The sequence below is a fragment of the Larsenimonas salina genome, from assembly GCF_023736155.1.
Lineage (GTDB): Bacteria > Pseudomonadota > Gammaproteobacteria > Pseudomonadales > Halomonadaceae > Larsenimonas > Larsenimonas salina.
The window spans coordinates 1-21,965 of record NZ_JAMLJJ010000012.1 but is presented as its reverse complement, the minus strand read 5'-3'; the positions used below and the strand labels follow the sequence as shown (position 1 = coordinate 21,965).

Annotated in this window: 12 protein-coding genes; all 12 read right to left on the bottom strand. The window is 59.4% G+C overall.

Annotated features, from left to right (window positions below; all coding sequences use genetic code 11):
* Positions 1–122: 122 nt before the first annotated feature.
* Complete coding sequence (locus NAT23_RS14445) at positions 123–1,007, bottom strand: TniB family NTP-binding protein (protein ID WP_251929358.1); 885 nt, start codon at positions 1,005–1,007, stop codon at positions 123–125.
* A complete protein-coding gene (locus NAT23_RS14440; protein ID WP_251929357.1) occupies positions 1,004–2,932 on the bottom strand; it encodes a TnsB C-terminal domain-containing protein in 1,929 nt (642 codons plus the stop codon). Before NAT23_RS14440 ends, NAT23_RS14445 begins: the two co-directional genes overlap by 4 nt.
* Positions 2,925–3,557, bottom strand: coding sequence for a TnsA endonuclease N-terminal domain-containing protein (locus tag NAT23_RS14435; protein ID WP_251929356.1), 633 nt, complete (start codon positions 3,555–3,557; stop codon positions 2,925–2,927). Before NAT23_RS14435 ends, NAT23_RS14440 begins: the two co-directional genes overlap by 8 nt.
* A gap of 312 nt (positions 3,558–3,869) precedes the next feature.
* On the bottom strand, positions 3,870–4,883 hold the full coding sequence (locus NAT23_RS14430) for an arginine N-succinyltransferase (protein ID WP_251929359.1): 1,014 nt from the start codon (positions 4,881–4,883) through the stop codon (positions 3,870–3,872).
* Positions 4,883–5,923: an arginine N-succinyltransferase gene (locus tag NAT23_RS14425; protein ID WP_251929355.1), complete on the bottom strand. Its 1,041-nt coding sequence runs from the start codon at positions 5,921–5,923 to the stop codon at positions 4,883–4,885. Before NAT23_RS14425 ends, NAT23_RS14430 begins: the two co-directional genes overlap by 1 nt.
* 4 nt (positions 5,924–5,927) lie before the next feature.
* Positions 5,928–7,139, bottom strand: coding sequence for an aspartate aminotransferase family protein (locus tag NAT23_RS14420; RefSeq protein WP_251929354.1), 1,212 nt, complete (start codon positions 7,137–7,139; stop codon positions 5,928–5,930).
* Positions 7,140–7,263: 124 nt separating this feature from the next.
* Complete coding sequence (locus NAT23_RS14415; protein ID WP_251929353.1) at positions 7,264–7,914, bottom strand: transglutaminase-like cysteine peptidase; 651 nt, start codon at positions 7,912–7,914, stop codon at positions 7,264–7,266.
* Positions 7,915–7,970: 56 nt separating this feature from the next.
* Positions 7,971–9,899 carry an EAL domain-containing protein gene (locus NAT23_RS14410; protein WP_251929352.1) on the bottom strand — a complete coding sequence of 643 codons (1,929 nt, stop codon included), beginning with the start codon at positions 9,897–9,899 and terminating at the stop codon, positions 7,971–7,973.
* A 39-nt stretch (positions 9,900–9,938) separates the two neighbouring features.
* Positions 9,939–11,243, bottom strand: coding sequence for a TolC family outer membrane protein (locus NAT23_RS14405; RefSeq protein ID WP_251929351.1), 1,305 nt, complete (start codon positions 11,241–11,243; stop codon positions 9,939–9,941).
* A 20-nt stretch (positions 11,244–11,263) separates the two neighbouring features.
* Positions 11,264–12,655 (bottom strand): HlyD family type I secretion periplasmic adaptor subunit, encoded by a 1,392-nt coding sequence (locus NAT23_RS14400; RefSeq protein WP_251929350.1) that lies wholly within the window; start codon positions 12,653–12,655, stop codon positions 11,264–11,266.
* Positions 12,639–14,852 carry a type I secretion system permease/ATPase gene (locus NAT23_RS14395; protein ID WP_251929349.1) on the bottom strand — a complete coding sequence of 738 codons (2,214 nt, stop codon included), beginning with the start codon at positions 14,850–14,852 and terminating at the stop codon, positions 12,639–12,641. Before NAT23_RS14395 ends, NAT23_RS14400 begins: the two co-directional genes overlap by 17 nt.
* A gap of 35 nt (positions 14,853–14,887) precedes the next feature.
* Positions 14,888–21,965, bottom strand: a 7,078-nt coding sequence (locus tag NAT23_RS14390; protein WP_251929348.1) for a VCBS domain-containing protein, incomplete at its 5' end; no start/stop codon positions are given.

The following is a 21,965-nucleotide window of genomic DNA, read 5'->3' as shown; positions in this document are numbered from 1 at the left end:
TGCGTGGCTCGCATCATCATGATGGCGGCCCGGTCTTCAGCAGAAAGATGGCGATAGCAGTGGTTCATGGCAACACCGTACCTGATGGCTCACGTGTTGCACTTGGTCATTGAGACCGCCCATTACAGCATCACTTCCCTAATGCCACGGGTAGGCCGCACCCACGATTTACTCTGAATAATTTTCTCATCGATGCGCTCAGCTCCAGACAAAATAGCGGCATTCGCACACTCAACCAGCAGCCGGTGCAGGTCACCCAAATTACCGCCAGAAATCGCGTGGAGCTGAGTCGCCAATTGTGGCTCATGCAGTTGGGAAGGATGTTGGAGCGGCAGGATCTTCTCAAAGCCAGCAAGCAGCTTCTGAAAGTCCTGATTGAGCTCCCACTTCGGCAATGCAACCACATCAAAGCGACTCGCATGCTGCGGGTCTGAATGCAGCACACGCACAGCATCCTGCGTACCCACACCAACGATGGGTATCATTAACTCATTGCATAGGAGCTTAATGGCATTCATCGTTTCCCGCTGCTTGACGGCTCCACCGGTTAACAATGAGTGGAACTCATCAATGATCAACAGGCGCGTATGGCAAGCCCGCAGTTGATGAATCACTTGGTAGCGTAGCTTGGGTACCGGGTCTGAAGGCCGGTAGGGAGCCCAAAAGCTCTCTAGCACTGCGATATACAGACTTTTCTCATCGGCACTCGGTGGAGCTTGAGTGACGATCACGGGTTTCACCGGTTCTACGTCTTCATTCACGTAGCCCTCACCGTACTGTTTACGAAACCGTTGAACGATGGTTGTCTTTCCGTTGTTGGAGTCACCCACGAGCAAAAGGTTAGGCATACGAGGGCGACTAGGCTTCTCCATCAGCCCACGCATAACCTCAATGACACGATTGGCCAATGGATACCCCAACCATCGCGGTTGATCCATAAACTCCATTCGCTCTTTAGCGGACAGCCCCAAGACATGACGAAGATCAGGATGAAGGTGTGTACTCATGCTATGTCCCAGTTCACATCGATATCACCCGATAAGAGACCGTCTTCATGAGAGGGTGACTTTTGCGGGGCCATGGTTGAGGGCGCATTTAAAAGGGGATCTGCGGGCGTCACCTTTTTCTCATGCTCTTTGCGTCGTTGTGCCTGACGGCGACTTCGCTTGGTGCGTGCTTGCGACTCCTCCACATGGGTTCGCAGCTCACTGATAGCGCGTAGGATTTCAGTCTCATTTACCGAGTTTCTGCCTTCCTGGCGAAGGCGCGCCTTGGCCTGGGCATACTCCCAAACACTCATTGAGGGGAGAGCAAGATTGGCAAAGGGAATTCGGAAATAGTGCCCGAGCTCAGGATCTTTGAACCAAATGACACTAATGTCGCGAGGATCGCGACGAAATACAAAGGTGCGTTTCTTGCTTGGCGTGTCTGGATCTTTAGCATTGATCCACGCCCTCAGCGCCTCATCGTAATAGTTCATGCCATCGATGGTCACACCAAAGGTCTGGATCGTGCGCTGAAAGCTGGGCAAAAAATCGAGCAATACAGAGAGCCTGTCAGCAGGCCTCGGTGCCAATCCCACTCCCTGGACGTCAGCATTGCCAAACACGCCGATTTCCCACTTCCTCATCGGTGACATACCAATCCCAGAATGAAGACGCTGGTGGTAAACCTTACAAATCAACGTCACCAGCCACTCTTCAAACTCGCTTTTCGTCATGGCCGCGTGCTTTTCTGGATCGTATCCCTCTTTCTCTTTAATGGAGGAGAAGGTTGTCCCAGGCAGGTTATGGATTTCCTTGAGAAGAGAGCCAAGCACCCGTTCAATGTGACCACCATAGCGAGGCTGTTTTACAGGCCGAAACTCAAGATTGATCCCATAGGCCAAGCATGAGCGCCGAAACGTCTCTGAACGAAAATCTGGGCCGTTATCGACATGAATCGTGGCGGGAGTGCCCCATACTGGCCACTCAGCCTCCACGTGATGCAGCAGCAACCACTCATCCTTAGGAAGCATAGAGTGAGCCACACACATGCCAACGGATGTTTCAGAGGGTGGATCAAACGATAAGTAATATCCCGTGACCACACGTGTACACACGTCCATGGCCAACGTGATCCATGGGCGACCAATCGGTTTGCGATGCACGTCATCCACCAAAATAATATCGGCAGGCGTGTGGTCAATCTGCATGACCGCTAGCGGATAGTCCGCATTGGGAAACCTCCCTGCAGCTGGCTGAAACTTGTTAATGGCTTTCTCTCTAAAACCATGGCCACGCAACCGATCACGCTCTGGAATGTCGCGCAGACGAGCACGCACGGTACCAGGGCTCGGCGGATCGATACGCCGCTCATGGCAACGCCGCATCACTTCCTGTACTGCTTTTTGCGCGGATGGACGCTGCAGCGTCAAATACACGTCTTTGATAACTTCCTGAATCACCGCCTCGGCATGCGCGGGGATACGCGACTTACCTTTCTTCCACCCTGGCTTTTGAGGAATCAATGCGAGCACCGAACCCGTCGCCTTGTACCGCTTCAACCAACGGTAGATTGTGGCCGTATCCACGCCCGTTTGTTTAGCACGCTCTTCCGCTGCATCTCGCCCAATGGTATGGCGATCTACCAAGGGTTTAATAATGGAAAAGCGGTGCTCAGCCTCCCGCCAATCGGCATCCCCAATCTCAGACATATCCTGCTCAAGGGGGACAGGCCCACTATGAAAAGGCATCAATTCACTGATGCGAAGCGGACAACTACGCCCGGACTCAATGGCAATACCAATGACCGTCTCAAAATCGAGCACCTGGGAAATTCGGTAAACAGTGTCATCTTTCTGAACCTGCTCACCCACCCTGATCTGCAAGTGTTGGCGTGTTTGGGCGACGCCGCTACCGGGTTCAGTTGTGTTGCCACGATGATTATTCATAATCGGGTACCCACACCTCTGATAGAGGGCTGAAGGATTGAGCCATATCGCAATCTAGCTGCCGGGTCGCCAGCAGATGCCATAAATGCGCAATCCCCTCTGCCCGGTAAATATCGCCCATGAAGTGCCGAGAAAGCAGGTAATCCAAGGTCGCCACCCCCATCTCCCTCACCGTATTGAGCACTGCCTGGCTTTCGACAGAGGGAAACACCATCCGCTTGTAGCGCGCTAGGAAGGTAATGTTGTCCAAGGTCTTATCACGAATGCGGCTTTCATCATGAATACGAAACACCCAGCCCTCGTTATTGGCATGCCGCATAGCCGCCTTCCATTTTGGCGACCACTCACGCCAATATTCTTGCCACTGTTCCCGTGGTTTGACCTCCACCAAGAGAGGTTTTGGGTAGTCATTGTAATGACGAGTACCGAGACGGTAATAAACCAAATAATCCGGCGTGTAGGTGTAACGTCTACCGGTCACTGGATGATAAAACGGGATCTCGCACGGCTGTGAAATCACACCAAGTATGCTCACATCAAAGTCAGCCTTGATGAGGAAATCGCGTTCGAGCGTCGACTCGAACGCAATAGACTCCTCCCCGCGAAAGGCATAGTAGCCAGACACACTTCGTCGGGTAGGGCCGATTTTACGAACGGATGTAGGCAGTGGCATGAGCAGTCGCACCAAATGTTGAATAAAACGTGACCTGTCGCATCAATTGCTATTAATTCTGTCGCATTCAATCCTGCACAGACTATCATAGTAGCCCGACAATACGCGCTGAGCGTCGCATTAATTGCTGAAAATGACACCCGTGGTCTGCCCCGAATCAGCGCGGCGTAAGCCGCTCGCCACGCCTGTGTTGATCATTTCGATAGGGGTCGTTTCAACTGTTGACCGTTTCGCCTATTGAGCGTTTCAGCACGCCTCAAGTATTCAGGTCATCAATACACGAAGCCAGGCGCCTTCCTCGATACCAAGCGCTGCGGCCTCATCCACCGTGATCGAGACGGTGTCGTCCTCGGGGGATTGACCGAGCCAGCACACCCTGAACCCATGCTCACCGCTGGCACTTGCCAGCACCGAGGGCCGCCCGGGCTTAGCCGGCTCGGCACCGACACACGCACGTACCCAGCGGGAATCGCGGACGCCAGCCACATCATCAAGGTACGACTCGACCGTTGGTCCGGCATCGAACAGGTCAATATAGCCTTCCCAGCGCAGTCCTTCTTTATTGAGCATGGCCAGGGCCGGCTTGGTGTGGTCATGCACTCGACCGATGCCGGCCTGCAGCTCTTCGGGCAGCAGCGGCAGGCAGATAGGATGCTTGGGCATGAGTTCCCCAATGAAGCTCTTCTTGCCAAGGCCAATCAGACGGTCCGCCTCCTGAAATTCCATCGGTAGAAAATGCCGCCCCAGGCAGCGCCAGAACGGGCTGCTGCCCTGTTCGTCCAGCACGCCTCGCATTTCGGCGAACACTCGCTCGGGAAAGCAGGCTCGATGGGTTGCCATGAACAGCCAGCGCGCGCGCGACAGCAAAACGCCCAGGCGGTCACGCCGATAGTCCGCTCTTAGATAGAGCGAGCAGACTTCGGCGTCGCCGATGTGATCTGACGACAGTGACAGCGTCTTGATAACGCGGTGGACCCCGAGCTGCGGCGAGGAATGCGCCATCCGGCCGGCCCGATAGTTGTAAAACGGTGTCTCGAGCCCGATGCGGGCCTCGATGGCACAGCACCCGGCCAGACGGCCGGCGTCGACATCTTCCAGCACGAAGAAATAAAGTGCGGAGCCCTCCTCGGGCAGCGTTTCGAACGCGAGACAGGAGTGTTCGATCTTGTCCCGAAGAAACTCCAGGTTATCAGGCAGCGAGGTAAATCCCGGCCCGGTCTCGATCGCCATCTCATGCAACTGCTTAAGATCATGAGGGTTAATCGGCCGCAACACGATCATAAACGGTCCTCCAGCACTCGCAGCGCCTGGCCACGCCCGACGTGCAGGCAGGCCGCCTGGGCGGGGGTAAGTTCGAGGTAACCGGCCGCAGACACATGCGTCTCAAGCAGTGCACAGCGGTAGGCGCCCGGCCACTGATTGGCCAGCAGCATACGCACAGGAGTCCCGTTTGGCCGGTCGGTCAGACGCACCGGTAGCCAGCGCCCGTGCGTCAGCACATGAATGCGCTCGGTGCCCGCACGAAGCACCGGCCCCCCATCGAAGATATCGACATGACCTGACTCCTCGAACCCTTCGGCCTGCCACGCAGCGTGGGCCTCCTTATGAGCCTCGTGCGACATCGCAAGGCTCTGACGCGCCCGGGGGTGCAATAGCGACAGGTAAAGCGGATACGGTGGCATGACTTCGGCAATGAAGCTTTTCGAACGCAGGCCCGCCAGCGCATTGATGTCCTGGAATTCGCGGTCGAAGAAGTGATGGCCGATGCTGTCCCAGAACGGCGAACAGCCCTCGTCGTCCAAAACGCCGGGCAGCGCGACCGCGAATCGCGAGGCAAAACGCTCAGGCCATAGCGCCGCCATCATCAACCGAGCCTGCCTCAAAAGCAGGCGGGCGTCGGCGCGGGCCTCGCCGACAAGGCCCGGCGACAGCGCCAGTGCGCACAGGAGCGAACTGCTTGAGAGCTCATGCGTCAGCGACAGGATCGGCACCTCGACACGCACATCGAGCTGCTGAGAGGCGTGAATCAGCTCTTCACGCCGGTAGGTGTAATACGCCTCGTCACCGCCGGCAAGCGCCCGAAAGCTTGCCGTGCCAAGTACTTCTCCCGTGCTGGTATCGGTCAGCACCAGCACATAGCACTCATTGCCGGGCCGGGTGATCGAACTGGACGACAAGGCCTCTAAAGAGGCCTTGATACGAGCGCTCAGGCGCTGTTCGTCCGGGGGAAGATTGGTAAGGCGCGGCGAAGCCTGCTCGGCGAGCGCGACCAGTTTAGCCACGTCCTCCCGCTCGGCAGGACGGACAACCCAGACCATCGCCTTACTCCGCGAGCGCGGCAAGTGCTCGGTCGAGGCTCTCCATGCCCTGATCGATCTCATCATCTGTGATGATGAGCGACGGTGCGAATCGCAGCACATTGGGGCCCGCGACCAGCAGCATCAAGCCCTCATCAATGGCTGCAGCCAGCACGTCGCGGCCACGGCCTTCGAGATGACCGGAAAGCTCAGCACCGATCAGAAGCCCTTTACCACGAACCTCACTGAAAATGCCGCCGTGTTTCTGGTTAAGTGTTTCAAGATGCTGTTGGAACCGCGCATGACGCGCCTTGACGCCATCAAGCAGTGAGGGCTCGGCAATGGTTTCGACCGCCGCCAGCGCCACCGCACAGGCCAGCGGGTTGCCGCCGTAGGTCGAGCCGTGGGTGCCCGGCTGGAAAACGGCGGCGATGTCTGCCGTGGTCAGCATCGCCCCGATCGGGAAGCCGCCACCCAGCGCCTTGGCAGACGTCAGCACGTCCGGCGTGACGCCATAGCCCATATACGCAAACAGTTCGCCGCTTCGGCCCATGCCACACTGCACCTCGTCGAACACCAAAAGCGCCTGATGGCGATCACAGCGCTCGCGCAGGCCTTCAAGAAACTCGTGCGTGGCTGGCGTTACACCCCCTTCCCCTTGAACCGGCTCGACGATGATGGCGCAGGTACGGTCATCGATCAGCGCATCGACGCTTTCAAGGTCGTTGTACTGCGCGTGCTCGATGGCGCCGGGCACCGGGCCGAAACCTGCGGAATATTTGGGTTGCCCACCGACGCTTACCGTGAAGAATGTGCGCCCGTGAAAGGACTGACGAAAGGAGATGATCTTGTCTTTCTGCTCACCGAACTTTTCAAAGGCGTAGCGTCGGACGAGCTTGAGGGCAGCCTCGTTGGCCTCACCACCGGAAGAACAGAAAAACGCCTTTTCGGCGAACGTATGCTCGACCAGGGTCTTGGCGAGCTTCAACGCCGGCTCATTGGTATAGACATTGGACAGATGCCAGACCTTATCGGCCTGTTCCTTGAGCGCAGACAGCAGCACCGGATTGGCGTGCCCGAGGCCGTTGACCGCGATACCGCCGGCAAAGTCGATGTATTCGCGATCGTCTTGATCCCAAAGACGGCTGCCCTCTCCGCGAACCGGAATTACACGCTGCGGCGAGTAATTCGGCACCATGTATTGATCAAAATCATCGCGGGTGGGTGTCCAGCTCATCAGGGTATCTCCGAATCGAAACAATAAAGAAAGGCCGAATGCCTTCCCCCTATTTATACCCTTGGTGCTTTTTGGATGAAACCTTTAACCCCTGTCAGGGCGTTGTTGCCTGACCAGCCATGCCTCAGGGGCGGCGCATTTGCTTGTTGAGCATACGCGTGCGCCATTCCTGCCACTGACTCAACCGGCTTGAACTGCCCATCGCCTTGCCATCGCGGTCCAGTTTCGAAAGCCACATGTTTTTGGCGTTGAAGCTGTAGACCGGCAGCAGGTCACGCCGCGCCGAGGCGGGCTTGATGGTTTTGTCGATGTTATCGAGTACCAGCGGCATAGCCGAGGACGACGGCTGATACGTAAGCACCATATGAAACTGGTCGTAGGGAATGTATTTCACATAATGAAGGCGCATTAGCGCGTCGCTAACCCCAAGCTCAATCAAGGTAAGATACTTGGCCATGGCGAAATCCTCGCAGTCGCCGGCCCCGCGCCCGAGAAATTCGACCGGCGTCGCCCAGTAATCGTCCTCGCCCCAAACGACGATGTCGTCCTTGAACGCCAGGGTATTGAAGAAGTCGTTCACACGCTCAAGCTTTTCAGGCACAGACAGACCACGCGACAGCGTCACCAGACGCTCCCAGCGGGTCACGCGCGTTACCGCCGCGTCGCCATACACGGCTCGAATCTGTGATTTGACCGGCAGAACCAGCTCCGCGCCCACCGTGCCGGGGACGACCCAGCACAGCAGCGCCAACCCAAGCGTCATCGCTACGCGCATGCCACCGCCTCATCGGTATGAACAGTTCAGATGCACCCGGCGAAGCCCGCCTGACGTTACTGGTGGCGCGTCGCCACCAGCTCTTCAATGGGCGCGAGAAAGCCCTGAAAACCATCGGCTCCGATCGCCTCGACCCGCTTGCGTTGTTCCTCGGTTTCCACACGCGTTACCACAACCAGCGCATCGACCTGATGCGCGGCCATGCACAGGCTTCGAAGCAACTCGGTGTCCACGTCATCGCGCACGAAAAACGACTGGTCGATCTTGACGTAGCCGGGGCGCAGCGACACCAGATACGGCATGACCTGCAAGTTGCGCGCGAACCGGTCAATGCCAAGCCGTGCACCGCGGGGCCGTAAATGATCGCTCAGCCGCTGGATGGCGCTTGGGTGCTTGAGAAGATCGCTTTCAGACACCTCGACATCCAGTCGCGCCGTAACCTCGGGGTGTTTCTCAAACCACTGGCAGAGCTGATCCAGGGAGTGGGAGTTGCCAAGCGTGTCAGCGGTCAGGTTGACGGCCAGCCGCTCCGGCAGGGACTCGTAGCGTTTGGCAATCCACTCGAACACGTACCGGTCCAGACGGTCGCCCATACGGAAGTGATAGACCACCGGTACGAAGCTCCCGGCCGAGTGCACCCGATCACCTTCCGGTAGACGAAGGAAGATTTCCCGATGAAATTCACCGCCATCGCGGGTCAATACCGGCTGCGCAACGAACAGGAAGCGGTCTTCGTCGATGGCCTGATCCACCATCAGCTTCCATTCGCCACGGTTACGCTCATCGAGGGCGGACGCCCTTGGTGCCAGCTCCCAGTTGAGCTGACGCTCTCGCGCAACCTGCAGCGCCTTGTCAGCGGCGGCCAGCATGGTCATTCGCTTGGCGCCGGGCTCTTTCACCACGACACCGGCATGACAGTGCGCGCCTTGTTCATCGGCCATAGGATTAACGTCCAGAGCCCGATCAAGCGTTGCCAGAAGGTGCTCGATAAATTGATAGCGCTCGTCGTCATCGGCATCGGGCAGAATTGCAGCAAACTCATTGGCCGACAGCCGGGCCGCACTCAAGGTCTCGCCATTGAGTCGTGCGGCGCGAAGCTGATGGGCCAGCGCCCGAATGGCGGTATCGCGTGCCTCGAAGCCGTTGCGGCGATAGATGTCATCGAGGGCATCGAACTGAACGATCATCAGGGCCCCACCATCGGGGGCAGCCAGCCACTCATCCATCACCCGCCCCAGATAGGCCCGATTACCCAGCTCGGAGACCGCGTCACGCTCGGCCATGGCTTGAAGCCGCCGAACCTGCTCGGACTGGGCGTCATACTGCTCCTTGAGACGCTTGCCGAGACGGTTGACCGCATGCGTTATGCCCTCGAGTTCCTTGATTCGAGTGGATTTAAGCGGCTTATTGAAGCCGTGGATTTCCATGTCACTGACGTGCTGCGAGAGCGTCTTCAAAGGCTTCAACAACCATCGAATCAGTGCTGTACACACCACCACGGCAATCAGCACGCTAAGGGTGAGAAACCCGAACAGCTTGATCGCCAGTTGCCACAGCTCGTTATAGGCCGGATTGTTGTCGGCCTCGACGTAGAGCGTTCCAAGCGGCGACCAGCCGCCCCCTACATCGCGTTGCCCTTCCTGCTCGGGCAACCGAACCAGGCTTTGGAAGAGTTCCGGCGAGTGGGCCGGCGCGGTTCGCTCGACCACAAGAGGCTGGTCGCGCCCGACGGCGTCGAGCTGAATACGCTTGACCGCCGCACCATCGAAAGCCGCGTGGATCAGGGTTTCAGCCGCGACCCAATCCCCGACTTCAACAAACGGCACCAGCGACAGGCTCAGCGCTTGTGTCAGATTGGTGACCTGATTGCGCTGCTGCGTCTCGAGCGAGGCGCGCGTCTGCTGTACCTCGATCACGAAAACCCCAGTCGAAAACGCCAACAGCAAGACGATAATTGCACTGACCAACCGACGATAAAGACTCATGCGGTGCTCCTTGACCTGCCTGGGACAACGACAGTGGTGTTACGTGTTATTCGGCCAACGTACGTCGACTTTAAGGGTATCCAGCAGCTGCCCTGTGGCGGAAAGCAGCCTGTAGCGTGCGCGCATCAGATCGAACTGCGCCTGAAGCTCCGCCTGCTGGGCCTGGTAGTACTCCGTTTCGCTGTCCAGAAGATCCAGAAGCGTTCGACGGCCGATGTCGAACTGCTTGCGATAGTTCACGCGGGAGGCCTTGCTCGACTCGAGGTGCTGCTCCAGATAAGGCATCTGGCTTTTGAGAAAATCACGGGCGTTCCACGCAAGGCGAAGCTCGTCGTTGACCTCACGCCGGGCGCGGTCGGTCTCGTACTGAACCACTTCGAGTTCACGGGTCTGGGCGCGCAGCTCAGCTGAATCGATCCCGCCTCGATAGAGGTTGTAATTCATCACCAGATCGGTGCTCCAATCGTTATCGCTGACCCCTTCGTAGTCATAATCCTCGGCCCATGAGCGATTGGCCTCAAAGCTGAACGTCGGCCAGAAGTCGCCCTTTTCCACCTGACGCTGGTGCTGCTGGGAGCGAATCGAGGCCTTGGCCGAAAGCAGAAGCGGATTTTGGCTGTACGCCAGCGCCTCGACCTGATCGAGAGACGAAGGCAGCCCTTCAAGCGACGGCGCCTCTGGCATACTGAGCCCTCTCGGCGCCTCACCGACGTAGCGCTGAAACGCCGAGCGTGCATCCGCCAGATTGTTACGTGCCGCCATTAGGCTTGCCCGGGCCTGCGCAAGCCGTCCATCGACCTGAGTCGAATCGGCGGTGGTGCCCGCGCCCTGTTCAGCGCGCCGACGAATATCCGAGGCCGTATCCTCATGGAGGCGCACGTTGTTTTCGGCAAGCGCCACAAGCTGCTCGGACCGAAGCACGTTCAAATACGCCTCGATGCTTGAAAGCGCTACGCTGTTGGCCGCCGCGGCCGCCTGAAGCTTTTGATACTCCTGTTCGGCGCCGGCCTGGCGAATCCGGGCAACGGTTGCGTTACCATCCCAGATCAACTGAGTCAGCGTGACCGAAGCGCGTCGATAATCGTGGGGTTCGGAGTTGGCGGCGATGCCGTTGACTTCGCTTTCGAAGCTGCCTCGTCCCGTACGTGCGGAAACGTTGACCGAGGGCAGGTAAGCCCCCTTGGCCGCCCGTGTATCGGCGGCGCGCGCTTCAAACCGGGCAATCTCGGCCCGTGTGATCGGATGTTCATGCACGGCCTGAGATACGGCCTCGGCCAGGGTTTGAGCCTGACCGGCCGAGGGCGCAAGACACAGCGCCATCCACCAGCACCAACGTTGTTTCATATCGTTCCCCTGATGATTTCTTATCGTTCGCGCAGCGCGCCTTGTTGAGCGCGTAAAATCGGTTTCAATAGGTACTGCAAGATGGTTTGATCGCCCGTGATGATGTCGGCGGTGGCCTGCATGCCAGGAATGATCGGCAAGGGGTCGCTCTCGGCCCCAAGATGGTTGCGCTCGGTTCGAAGGCGCACGACGTAGTAGCTATTGCCTTCCTCGTCCTGCACGGTATCTGGGCTGATGCGTTCGACCGTGCCCTTGAGCCCCCCATAGATCGTGAAGTCATAGGCACTGAACTTGACGGTGGCCGGCTGTCCGGGTCTTAGAAAACCGATGTCCTTGGGTTGCACCTTGGCCTCGACCAACAGCTGATCCTCGATCGGTACGATTTCCATCAGGCTCTGACCGGGCTCGACCACTCCGCCGATCGTATTGATATTGATCGAGCGAACCGTGCCATGCACCGGCGACGTCACAAGCGTTCGATCCACCCGATCCAACAGCGAGGACCGACCTTGCCTCAGGCTGTCGAGCCGAGCGCGCGCTTCGCTCAAGGCATCGGCGCTTCGAACGCGAAACTGCTGAGCCACATCGACCCGCTTGCTGATCGCTTCATCGAGCTCGGAACGTTTGGAAGGAATCGCCAGGCGCGTGCTTTCAAGCTCCCCGCGCAGGTCGTTGACCTGTCGCTGAATCTGCAATAGATCGACACGAGAGACCACGCCCTCCTTGACCAGGGGTGCCGTGATCGACAGTTCCTGGCGCGAAAGTTGGTAACTGCGGTTAAGGCTTTCGACCTTGGCCTGCAGTTCTCGAAGTTCCTGCTGGCGCTGCGTGATCTGTTCACGCGCCTGGGAGAGCTGGGCCTGAAGCCCACGCAGACGCTCCCGGTAGGCAGCCATCGCGCCTTGGGCCAGTGACGGATGGGCTTCTCGAAATTCAGAGTCCAGCGCGGGGGAGGTCTCACTGATTGACACCTGATCGAGCCACTGTTCAGCAGAGTGCTCGATGGTGACCGAATCAAGCTCGGCATCGTACTGAGCGATTTGAGCCTGAAGGCCGGAAAGAGTCGACTCCCGCTCGGCAAGATCAGCACCGGCGCGCGTATCATCAATGCGGACAAGCGGCTGCCCCTGCTCGACGATGTCGCCTTCCGACACGAAGATATCGCGCACGATTCCGCCTTCCAGATTCTGCACCGTTTGCAACCGTGTAGACGGTACGACCTCGCCGGTTCCTCGCGTTACCACTTCCACATGGGCAAGCGCCGCCCAGGTGATCGCGGTCAACAAAAAGGCCAACACGACCCAGATTAAAACCCGCGATTTCCAGGGCGTGGCCAGAAGTACCGCAGCACTGGCGTCATCCAGGTAGTGAATGTCGTCACGCTCGATCGCCGACTTACCCCCCCGTGCCATGCTGACCTCCTCGAGCCTCGGCCGGTGATGGTTCCGTGGCGTTTCCGCTCGAGGCCTTTCCGGAATTGAGGGATGCCAGCACCGTGTCCTTCGGGCCATCGGCAATCACGCGACCGCCATCCAGTACGATGACCCGTTCGGCAATATCGAGCATCGCGCTCTTGTGCGTGATCAAAATCATGGTCTGACTGCGAGGTAGGCTTGAAAGCATACGGCGAAGCCGAAACTCGGAGCGGTTATCCATATGCGCCGTTGGCTCGTCCAGCAGCAAAAGCGGGGGTTGCGGCAGCAGCGCCCGGGCCAGTAATACCGCCTGACGCTGACCGCTCGACAACAGCCGCCCACCTTCGCCGACCTGGCGATCAAGCCCTTCGGGGTCGACGCGAGTGAACTCGGTCACCCCGGCAAGCGTTGCCGCCCGCTGAAGCGCCTCGTCACTGGCATGCTGATTACCAAGCAGAATGTTGTCTCTGATCGAGCCATAAAACAGCGATCCATCCTGACCGGCATGGCCGATGTGGCGACGAAGATCAGCCGGATGGAGTTGGTTCAGATCAAGCCCATCGACACGAATGCTGCCGCCGGTGGGCTGATAAAGCCCGCTCATAAGACGCTGAAGCGTACTCTTGCCGGCGCCGATGCGTCCGATAATGGCCACTCGCTCACCGGGTGCGATGGTAAAACTCAAGTCGTGGATGACATCCGGGGTGTTTTCGGAATACCGAAAGCGAACGTGGTCGAACTCGAACTGCATTTGAAGGCGCTCGCGATGCACGTAGCTTTTGGTTTCATCGACCTCATCGGGCAAGTCCATGATCTGATTCAACGCCGCCATGGCGCTGCGCGTCTGACCGATACGGGTAATGAGAAGCGCCGTTTGAGCCAGCGGCTGCAGGGCGCGGCCGGTCAACATGACCGCGGCGATGAGCCCGCCCATGCTCAAGGCGGCGTCGCTGATCTGATAGACACCGGCCAGAATCAGAGCAACCGTCGACAGCTGAGTCACACTCATGGTGAGGGAGTTGACCGAGGTAGAGAGGTTTCGACTGTGAACGCCCCACCGGGCAATCTCACCGACGGCGCGCTCGTAGGCGCGCTGATACTCACCCTGAGCATTGGCAAGCTTCAGGCTTTCAAGCCCGGCAATGCTTTCGACCAGCCGAGCCTGACGCTCGGTGGCAAGCCGTGAGCCCAGCTCGATACTGCGCTTGAGTGGCCACTGAAGCGCGATGCTGTAGCCCAGAAGAATCACCAGGGCAGCAATCGGAACCAGAACCAGAGGCCCGGCCACGATCCAGACGATCACCAGAAACAGCAGTGCAAAGGGGAGATCAATCAGCGTGGTCAGGGTCAACGAGGTGAAGAAATCCCGAATGGATTCGAATTCCTGAAGGTGCTTCACGAACCCGCCTACCGACGCCGGGCGCGCATCCATGCGAAGATTCATCGCTTTTGCAAAGAGCTTCGAGGAAATGAGCACCTCGGATTTCTTGCCGGCCACATCCAGAAACCAGGCCCGCACCTGACGCACGATCAGATCGAACACCACGATGATTGCCATGCCACTGGCCAACACCCAGAGCGTGTTGAAGGCCAGATTCGGCACCACCTTGTCGTAGACGTTCATGACAAAAAGCGGCGCCGCAAGTGCGAAGATGTTGACCAACAATGAGGCAATGAAGACGTCACGGTAGATCGGCATCGAGAGCTTGAGCGTCGACCAGAACCAGTGACCGTCCGGCAGCTTGACCGTTTCCTTGCTGCGCTGATCGAAGCGGTGCTCGCGCTTGACGTAAACCACCTTGCCGGTGGCCTGCTCTTCGAGCGACTCGAGTGGACACGCCTCAACCCCATCGGCCTCGGGCACATAGATTTCGGCCTGCCCGGCCGGCTCATCGACGCTCAGCAAAACGACCGCGCGCTGGCCCTTGAGCAACACGATGCATGGCATGAGCAGACTCGAAATGCGCTGCACCTTTTGGTCGACCAAACGCGCCGAAAGCCCGGCACGAGAGGCCGAGCGCGGCAGCAGCGCCAGAGTCAGGCGGCCTTGATCAAGCGGCAGCCCATCGGCCAGCACCGCGACCGAGCGCGGTGTGCCAAAGTGACGTGACAGAAACGCCAGCGAATACAGCAGCGGGTCACGCTCTTTTTCACCGGCAGGTTCCGGGCGTAACGGTGTCGCGGTGTTTGCCAAGGTGCCCCCAAAGGACAGATTCGAGCGCGACGAACCTACCCATCCAGTTGTGTTTTCAATGTATTGCTGTCGACCAGCTGCCGGATGATCTCGATGTCCGATCCCCCGAGTGAGGTGATGTCGGTGTTATCGAGGACAATCTTTTGAGTCACACCCTCGCTTGGCGCCCCCTCCCCGGCCTTGACTTCGATCGTACTGCTGCCATCTCCGCCCGAAGTGAAATGCAGGTATTGAGCCAGCACGTCCACCTCGGTTTCCGCGACATCGAGCATGTCGGATAGATCGATTCTATCGCCCTCGGCCATATTGAAATCTCTGATATGGTCTTCTGCAGGGCGGCTATTCGTGCCTTCATCGCCTCGCATCCAGGCAAAGACATCCGCACCACTGCCGCCGGTCAAGATGTCATTGCCGCTGCCGCCCTCGAGCCGGTCATCGCCGCCCTGGCCGAACAGCACATCATCGCCTGCGCCACCGAAGAGCTGATCGTTTCCGCCACGGTCATCGGCAACGTCGAACTCGCCTGGATTGGCACTGATGTAGTCGTGCATGCTTTCAAGGGTCAACCCGGAGGGGTCGCCTGCACCGATGCTCTGGGCGATGTACTGACGCAGTGCGTCTTCACCGCTGCCATCGATGCCGGGCAGAACGATCTGATCCCCGAACAGGATGTCATCGCCCTGACGGCCATTGAGGGTATCCGCCGTGCCGACGATCTGGACGTTATCGCTCAGGATCGCCTCGGACAGCGCCGACGGATCGACATTGGTCTGAACGACGCCGTCAGAGTCATACCCACTAAGCTGTGACGCATCGAGATAACTGCCGATGCCGATCGATTCGACGTTACTGACGGCGTCGAGCAGTGCAAAGGCATCGCTTGCGTTATTCAGGGTTGCCGCGGTGACGGTGCCATCGCCCATGAGGTAGGACAGCTCGAATTCGCCTTCACCGTTGGGCTCGACGTAGCCGATTGTGGAGCGGGTATATCCAATCAGCGCTGAGGTATAGGCGTAGACCGCGCCGTTGGCACTGATGACCTCGAATGCGCCGTTGACGGTGTTGACGTACACCGGCTTCCCCGGCACGTAGGTGCTTGAGTCGAACGTGTAATACACGTCGCTGCTCAACGCGAAGTCCACCGCCTTGAACTTCGAATACTCGTGCTGGTAGTAGGTCGGTTGGCCGTCTGTAATGAAGTACGTCAGATTCTGGCCGGGATTCGATGTGACCGCATCGCTGTAGAACCAGTTGGCCGCGGTCTTGAAGGCGTCTTCATAGTTCGTGCCGCCATCGTTGGTCATGGCGTTGAGCACGGAATCGATACTGGCCATGGCGTTGGCGTCGGACAGGTCGATACTGACCGAACGCTCGACCCTATGATCGAAATCAGCCAGCCACAGATTGACGGTCCCCGCATTCGGCGCATCCGCACTGGCCTTGAGGGTTTCAATCGCCTCTCTCAAGGCCACCTTGACCTGCTCGACGGCCTCGACGCTCAAGCTGCTGGAGGAGTCGACAAGAATGGCGATGTTGTAGTTCTGACCGGGCAATAGCCGAAGCCCGGACGCATCGCCGATCAGAATATCGCTGCTGTTGGTCCCGTTGAGCGTGTCCTCGTTTGGCGAGCCGGTCAAAAGCGTAAACCGCTCGGCGCTCTCGCTGGTCGCGCTGCTTGAAGCCGCATCGCCATTGCCGAGTTCCGTCGACGTGGCCGTTGCGGTCACGTTGAAGGACGGTGCGTCGAGCGGCACCTGCATGGTCAATGACAGAGCATTCAAATCCGATTGAGACGCGTTGGGAAGGAACCAATCACCATTTTCCAGCTTGGCGGCGTCGTGGCCTGTAAGCATTACCCCCTCGGGGATACCGCTCAACGTAATGCCACTGAGCTGCTCACTGCCGTCGGTGTCGGTTAAAAGGGCACTAACATCAAGGCCAACCACGTCATACCCGACTTCAGTGACGGTCGACACCGCACCATCGGGCAACATCGTGGTGCCGTCTTCGAAGATGAGCCCCCGGATGTTGTAGAGGTTGATGACGGTGCCGGTTGCGATGTCCGTCAACGTACCGTCATAGCCGGAGCCGAATACATAATCTCCGAGCAGTACCTCATAAAGGGCGAAGTCCCCTTTTATATACAAGTAATCCTTGTCGTCGCCGTCGATGGATATCAGCGGCAGTCCGCCCGCGACCAGGCTATTCAGATTGCCTTCGAGCACGATGATGTCGGTGCCGAGCGTATTGCCGCCGATACCGGGCGCAAGATTGAGCGTGGAAAACGGCCCCTCCACCACATTGGCGCCAGTGACACTTTTCCCTTCGATAGAAATCGATGTCGGACCATCCGTAATGGCGATGGCGACCGTTCGGATGGATTCCAGCGTATCTCCAAGCGTCGAGGATACAATCGGTGCATCGGCAACGGCCACGACGCCAATCGAGGCCGTGGCCATAGAGGTGCCGCCATTGCCATCACCGATCACATAATCGAACGAGGCTACGCCTGAGAAATCGGCATCGGGCGTGAACGTGATCGTGCCGTCTTCATTGAGTTGAACAGCGCCGTTGGTGGCACCGCCGACACCAAGGATGCTCATCGCATCACCATCGATATCGATGTCGTTGGTCAGAAGATCTGTCTGCGACAGGGTCAACGCAGAATCTTCGACAACCGTGAAGGCATCCGGCGTCGCAACCGGTGCGTCGTCGGTTCCGTTGATGGTGATCGTGACGGTCTCACTGTCGCCGCCGGCAGTGGTGACGATGAAGCTTTCAGTCATGCTCTCACCGACGCCAAGGGCCTGAACGTCAGCATTGGCATTATCGAGCGCGTAGGTCCAAACACCCGTACTCAAGAGAGTGAACGTGCCGAACTGTCCAGCCGTATTGCTCTGCGGGATGAACGATGATTCCCCGTCATCTGCATCGGTTACCGAAAGAATGCCGTTCGTTGAAAAGAGCGCATCCTCTTGAACAGTGCCGGTATTCAAACCGGCAATGACCGCCGCATCATTTGTTCCCAAAATCGCTACTGTAACCGTGCCTGACTCAGTGCCTCCCTGACCATCAGACACGGTATACACGAATTGATCGAATGCGACTTCGCCAGCACTCAGGAACTGGAACGCATCACCGGGCTCATAGGCGACTTGACTGCCATTCAAGGTAACCGACCCCAGGGTCTGCGCCGTTGTGGATACCGATTGAAGAGTTAGCGTATCTCCATCCAAATCAAAATCGTTGGCAAGAAGCGTTGAGCTTTCAATTGCGAAAGCACCGTCTTCCAAAGTGCTTAACGCAGCTTTAGGAGTGTCTATCTCGAGCCAGGTAACGAGAAAGTCTGAACTGTCCCAGCCCTTTGTTGTGCCATCGGAGTACGTTGCTGCCGAAAAGCGCAGCTCATCGAAAGCGGTGCCTGCACTATCGATGTCTACCGTGAGGCTGCCTCCGGTTACGCCATTGAATGTACCCGACGCTACGACAGCCCCATTGTTCAGAGCAGTCCAAAGCCCCACCTCGTCTGCGCCGATGCCGTTTTCATCCGCCATATGTAAGGCAACGCCTACCCTCGCCGACTGTACTGGCTCCGGCAAACGTATAGACAGACTTTCACTTGTGCCATCACTGCTGTGCTCTATCTCGGAAATTCGACCGGCCCCTGAAACCACACCCAGTGCACCGTTAACGTCCTCAACGTTGGAAGCAACGCCCTCGACGCCTGAATCGGATGAAAGCACCAGGTTGCTCCACGCTATACCGCCCTGCCCATAGCGAACGGCTTGAACGGCGGTATCGTCGATGACAACAGGCGTATCGTTTGTACCGTTGACGGTAATGGTGACGGTCTCGCTGTCACCACCGGCGGTGGTGACGGTGAAGGTCTCGGTCAGCTGATCGCCGGCGCCGAGGGCCTGAACGTCGCCATTGGCGTTGTCGAGCTGGTAGGTCCAGTTTCCAGCGGCGTCGAGGGCAAAGCTGCCGTAGGCGCCGGTGGTGTTCGGCTGGGCGACGAAGCCGGACTCGCCCGCATCAGTGTCGGTCGCGGTCAAGGTGCCGGAGGTAGTCAGCACCGTGTCTTCGGTCACTGCCCCGCTGTCGCTGCCGGTAATGACGGCGGCGTCATCGGTGCCGTTGACCGTGATGGTCACGGTCTCGCTGTCGCCACCGGCGGTGGTGACGGTGAAGGTCTCGGTCAGCTGATCGCCGGCGCCCAGGGCCTGGACGTCGCTGTTGGCGTTGTCGAGTTGATACGTCCAGTTTCCAGCGGCGTCGATGGCAAAGCTGCCGTACGTGCCGGTGGTGTTCGGTTGCGCCACGAACGCGGACTCGCCAGCGTCGGTGTCGGTCGCAGTGAGCTGGCCGGTTGCCTCTAGAACGAGGTCCTCGGTTACGCTACCGGTCTGAACCCCGGTGATTTCGGCCGCATCATCCGTGCCGTTGACCGTGACGGTCACGGTATCGGTATCACCACCGGCGGTGGTGACGGTGAAGGTCTCGGTCAGCTGATCGCCGGCGCCGAGGGCCTGAACGTCGCCATTGGCGTTGTCGAGCTGGTAGGTCCAGTTTCCAGCGGCGTCGAGGGCAAAGCTGCCGTACGCTCCAGCCGTGCCCGGCTGGGCGACGAAGCCGGACTCACCCGCATCGGTATCCGTCGCTGTGAGCACACCGCTTGTGGTCAGCACGGTGTCTTCGGTCACGCTGCCGCTGTCGCTGCCGGTAATGACGGCGGAGTCATCGGTGCCGTCGATCGTGACGGTGACGGTCTCGCTGTCGCCGCCGGCGGTGGTGACGGTGAAGGTCTCGGTCAACTGATCGCCGGCGCCCAGGGCCTGGACGTCACTGTTGGCGTTGTCGAGCGTGTAGGTCCACGCGCCGGTCTCATCAATCGCAAAGCTGCCGTACGCTCCAGCCGTGCCCGGCTGGGCGACGAAGCCGGACTCGCCGGCGTCGGTGTCCGTTGCTATGAGCACACCGCTTGTGGTCAGCACCGTGTCTTCGGTCACGCTGCCGCTGTCGCTGCCGGTAATGGCGGCGGCGTCATCGGTGCCGTCGATCGTGACAGTGACGGTATCGGTATCACCACCGGCGGTGGTGACGGTGAAGGTCTCGGTCAGCTGATCGCCGGCGCCCAGGGCCTGGACGTCACTGTTGGCGTTGTCGAGTTGATACGTCCAGTTTCCAGCGGCGTCGAGGGCAAAGCTGCCGTACGCTCCAGCCGTGCCCGGCTGGGCGACGAAGCCGGACTCACCCGCATCGGTATCCGTTGCGGTCAAGGTGCCGGAGGTGGTGAGCGCGGTGTCTTCGGTCACGCTGCCGCTGTCGCTGCCGGTAACGACGGCGGCGTCATCGGTGCCGTTGACGGTGATGGTCACGGTCTCGCTGTCACCGCCGGCGGTGGTGACGGTGAAGGTCTCGGTCAACTGGTCGCCGGCGCCGAGGGCCTGGACGTCGTCACTTTCGTTATCGAGCGCGTAGGTCCACGCGCCGGTCTCGTCGATGGCGAAGCTGCCGTAGGTGCCAGCCGTGCCCGGCTGGGCGACGAAGCCGGACTCGCCGGCATCGGTATCGGTCGCGGTCAGGGTGCCGGAGGTGGTGAGTGCGGTGTCTTCCGTCACGCTGCCGGTCTGAACGCCGGTGATCTCGGCGGCGTCATCGGTGCCGTTGACCGTGATGGTCACGGTCTCCGTGTCACCGCCGGCGGTGGTGACGGTGAAGCTCTCGGTCAGCTGATCGCCGTCGCCCAGGGCCTGGACGTCGGTGCTTTCGTTATTCAGCGTGTAGGACCAGACGCCGCTCTCGTCGATGGCGAAACTGCCGTACGCGCCGGTGGTGTTCGGTTGCGCGACAAAGCCGGACTGACCCGCATCGGTGTCCGTCGCGGTCAATGTGCCGGCGGTGGTGAGCGCGGTGTCTTCGGTCACGCTGCCGCTGTCGCTGCCGGTAACGACGGCGGCGTCATCGGTGCCGTCGATCGTGACCGTCACGGTCTCGCTGTCGCCACCGGCGGTGGTGACGGTGAAGGTCTCGGTCAGCTGATCGCCGGCGCCCAGGGCCTGAACGTCACTGTTGGCGTTGTCGAGTTGATACGTCCAGTTTCCAGCGGCGTCGAGGGCAAAGCTGCCGTACGCTCCAGCCGTGCCCGGCTGGGCGACGAAGCCGGACTCACCCGCATCGGTATCCGTTGCGGTCAAGGTGCCGGAGGTGGTGAGCGCGGTGTCTTCGGTCACGCTGCCGCTGTCGCTGCCGGTAACGACGGCGGCGTCATCGGTGCCGTTGACGGTGATGGTCACGGTCTCGCTGTCGCCACCGGCGGTGGTGACGGTGAAGGTCTCGGTCAGCTGATCGCCGGCGCCCAGGGCCTGGACGTCACTGTTGGCGTTGTCGAGTTGATACGTCCAGTTTCCAGCGGCGTCGAGGGCAAAGCTGCCGTAGCTGCCGGTGGTGTTCGGTTGCGCCACGAAGCCGGACTCGCCGGCGTCGGTGTCCGTTGCTGTGAGCACACCACTTGTGGTCAGCACCGTGTCTTCGGTCACGCTGCCGCTGTCGCTGCCGGTAACGACGGCGGCGTCATCGGTGCCGTTGACCGTGATGGTCACGGTCTCGCTGTCGCCACCGGCGGTGGTGACGGTGAAGGTCTCGGTCAGCTGATCGCCGGCGCCCAGGGCCTGGACGTCACTGTTGGCGTTGTCGAGTTGATACGTCCAGTTTCCAGCGGCGTCGATGGCAAAGTTGCCGTAGCTGCCGGTGGTGTTCGGCTGGGCCACGAAGCCGGACTCACCGGCATCGGTATCCGTTGCTGTGAGCACACCGCTTGTGGTCAGCACCGTGTCTTCGGTCACGCTGCCGCTGTCGCTGCCGGTAACGACGGCGGCGTCATCGGTGCCGTTGACCGTGATGGTCACGGTCTCGCTGTCGCCGCCGGCGGTGGTGACGGTAAAGGTCTCGGTCAGCTGGTCGCCGGCGCCCAAGGCCTGGACGTCACTGTTGGCGTTGTCGAGTTGATACGTCCAGTTTCCAGCGGCGTCGATCGCGAAGCTGCCATAGCTGCCGGCGGTGTTCGGCTGGGCGACGAAGCCGGACTCGCCGGCGTCGACGTCGGTCGCGGTC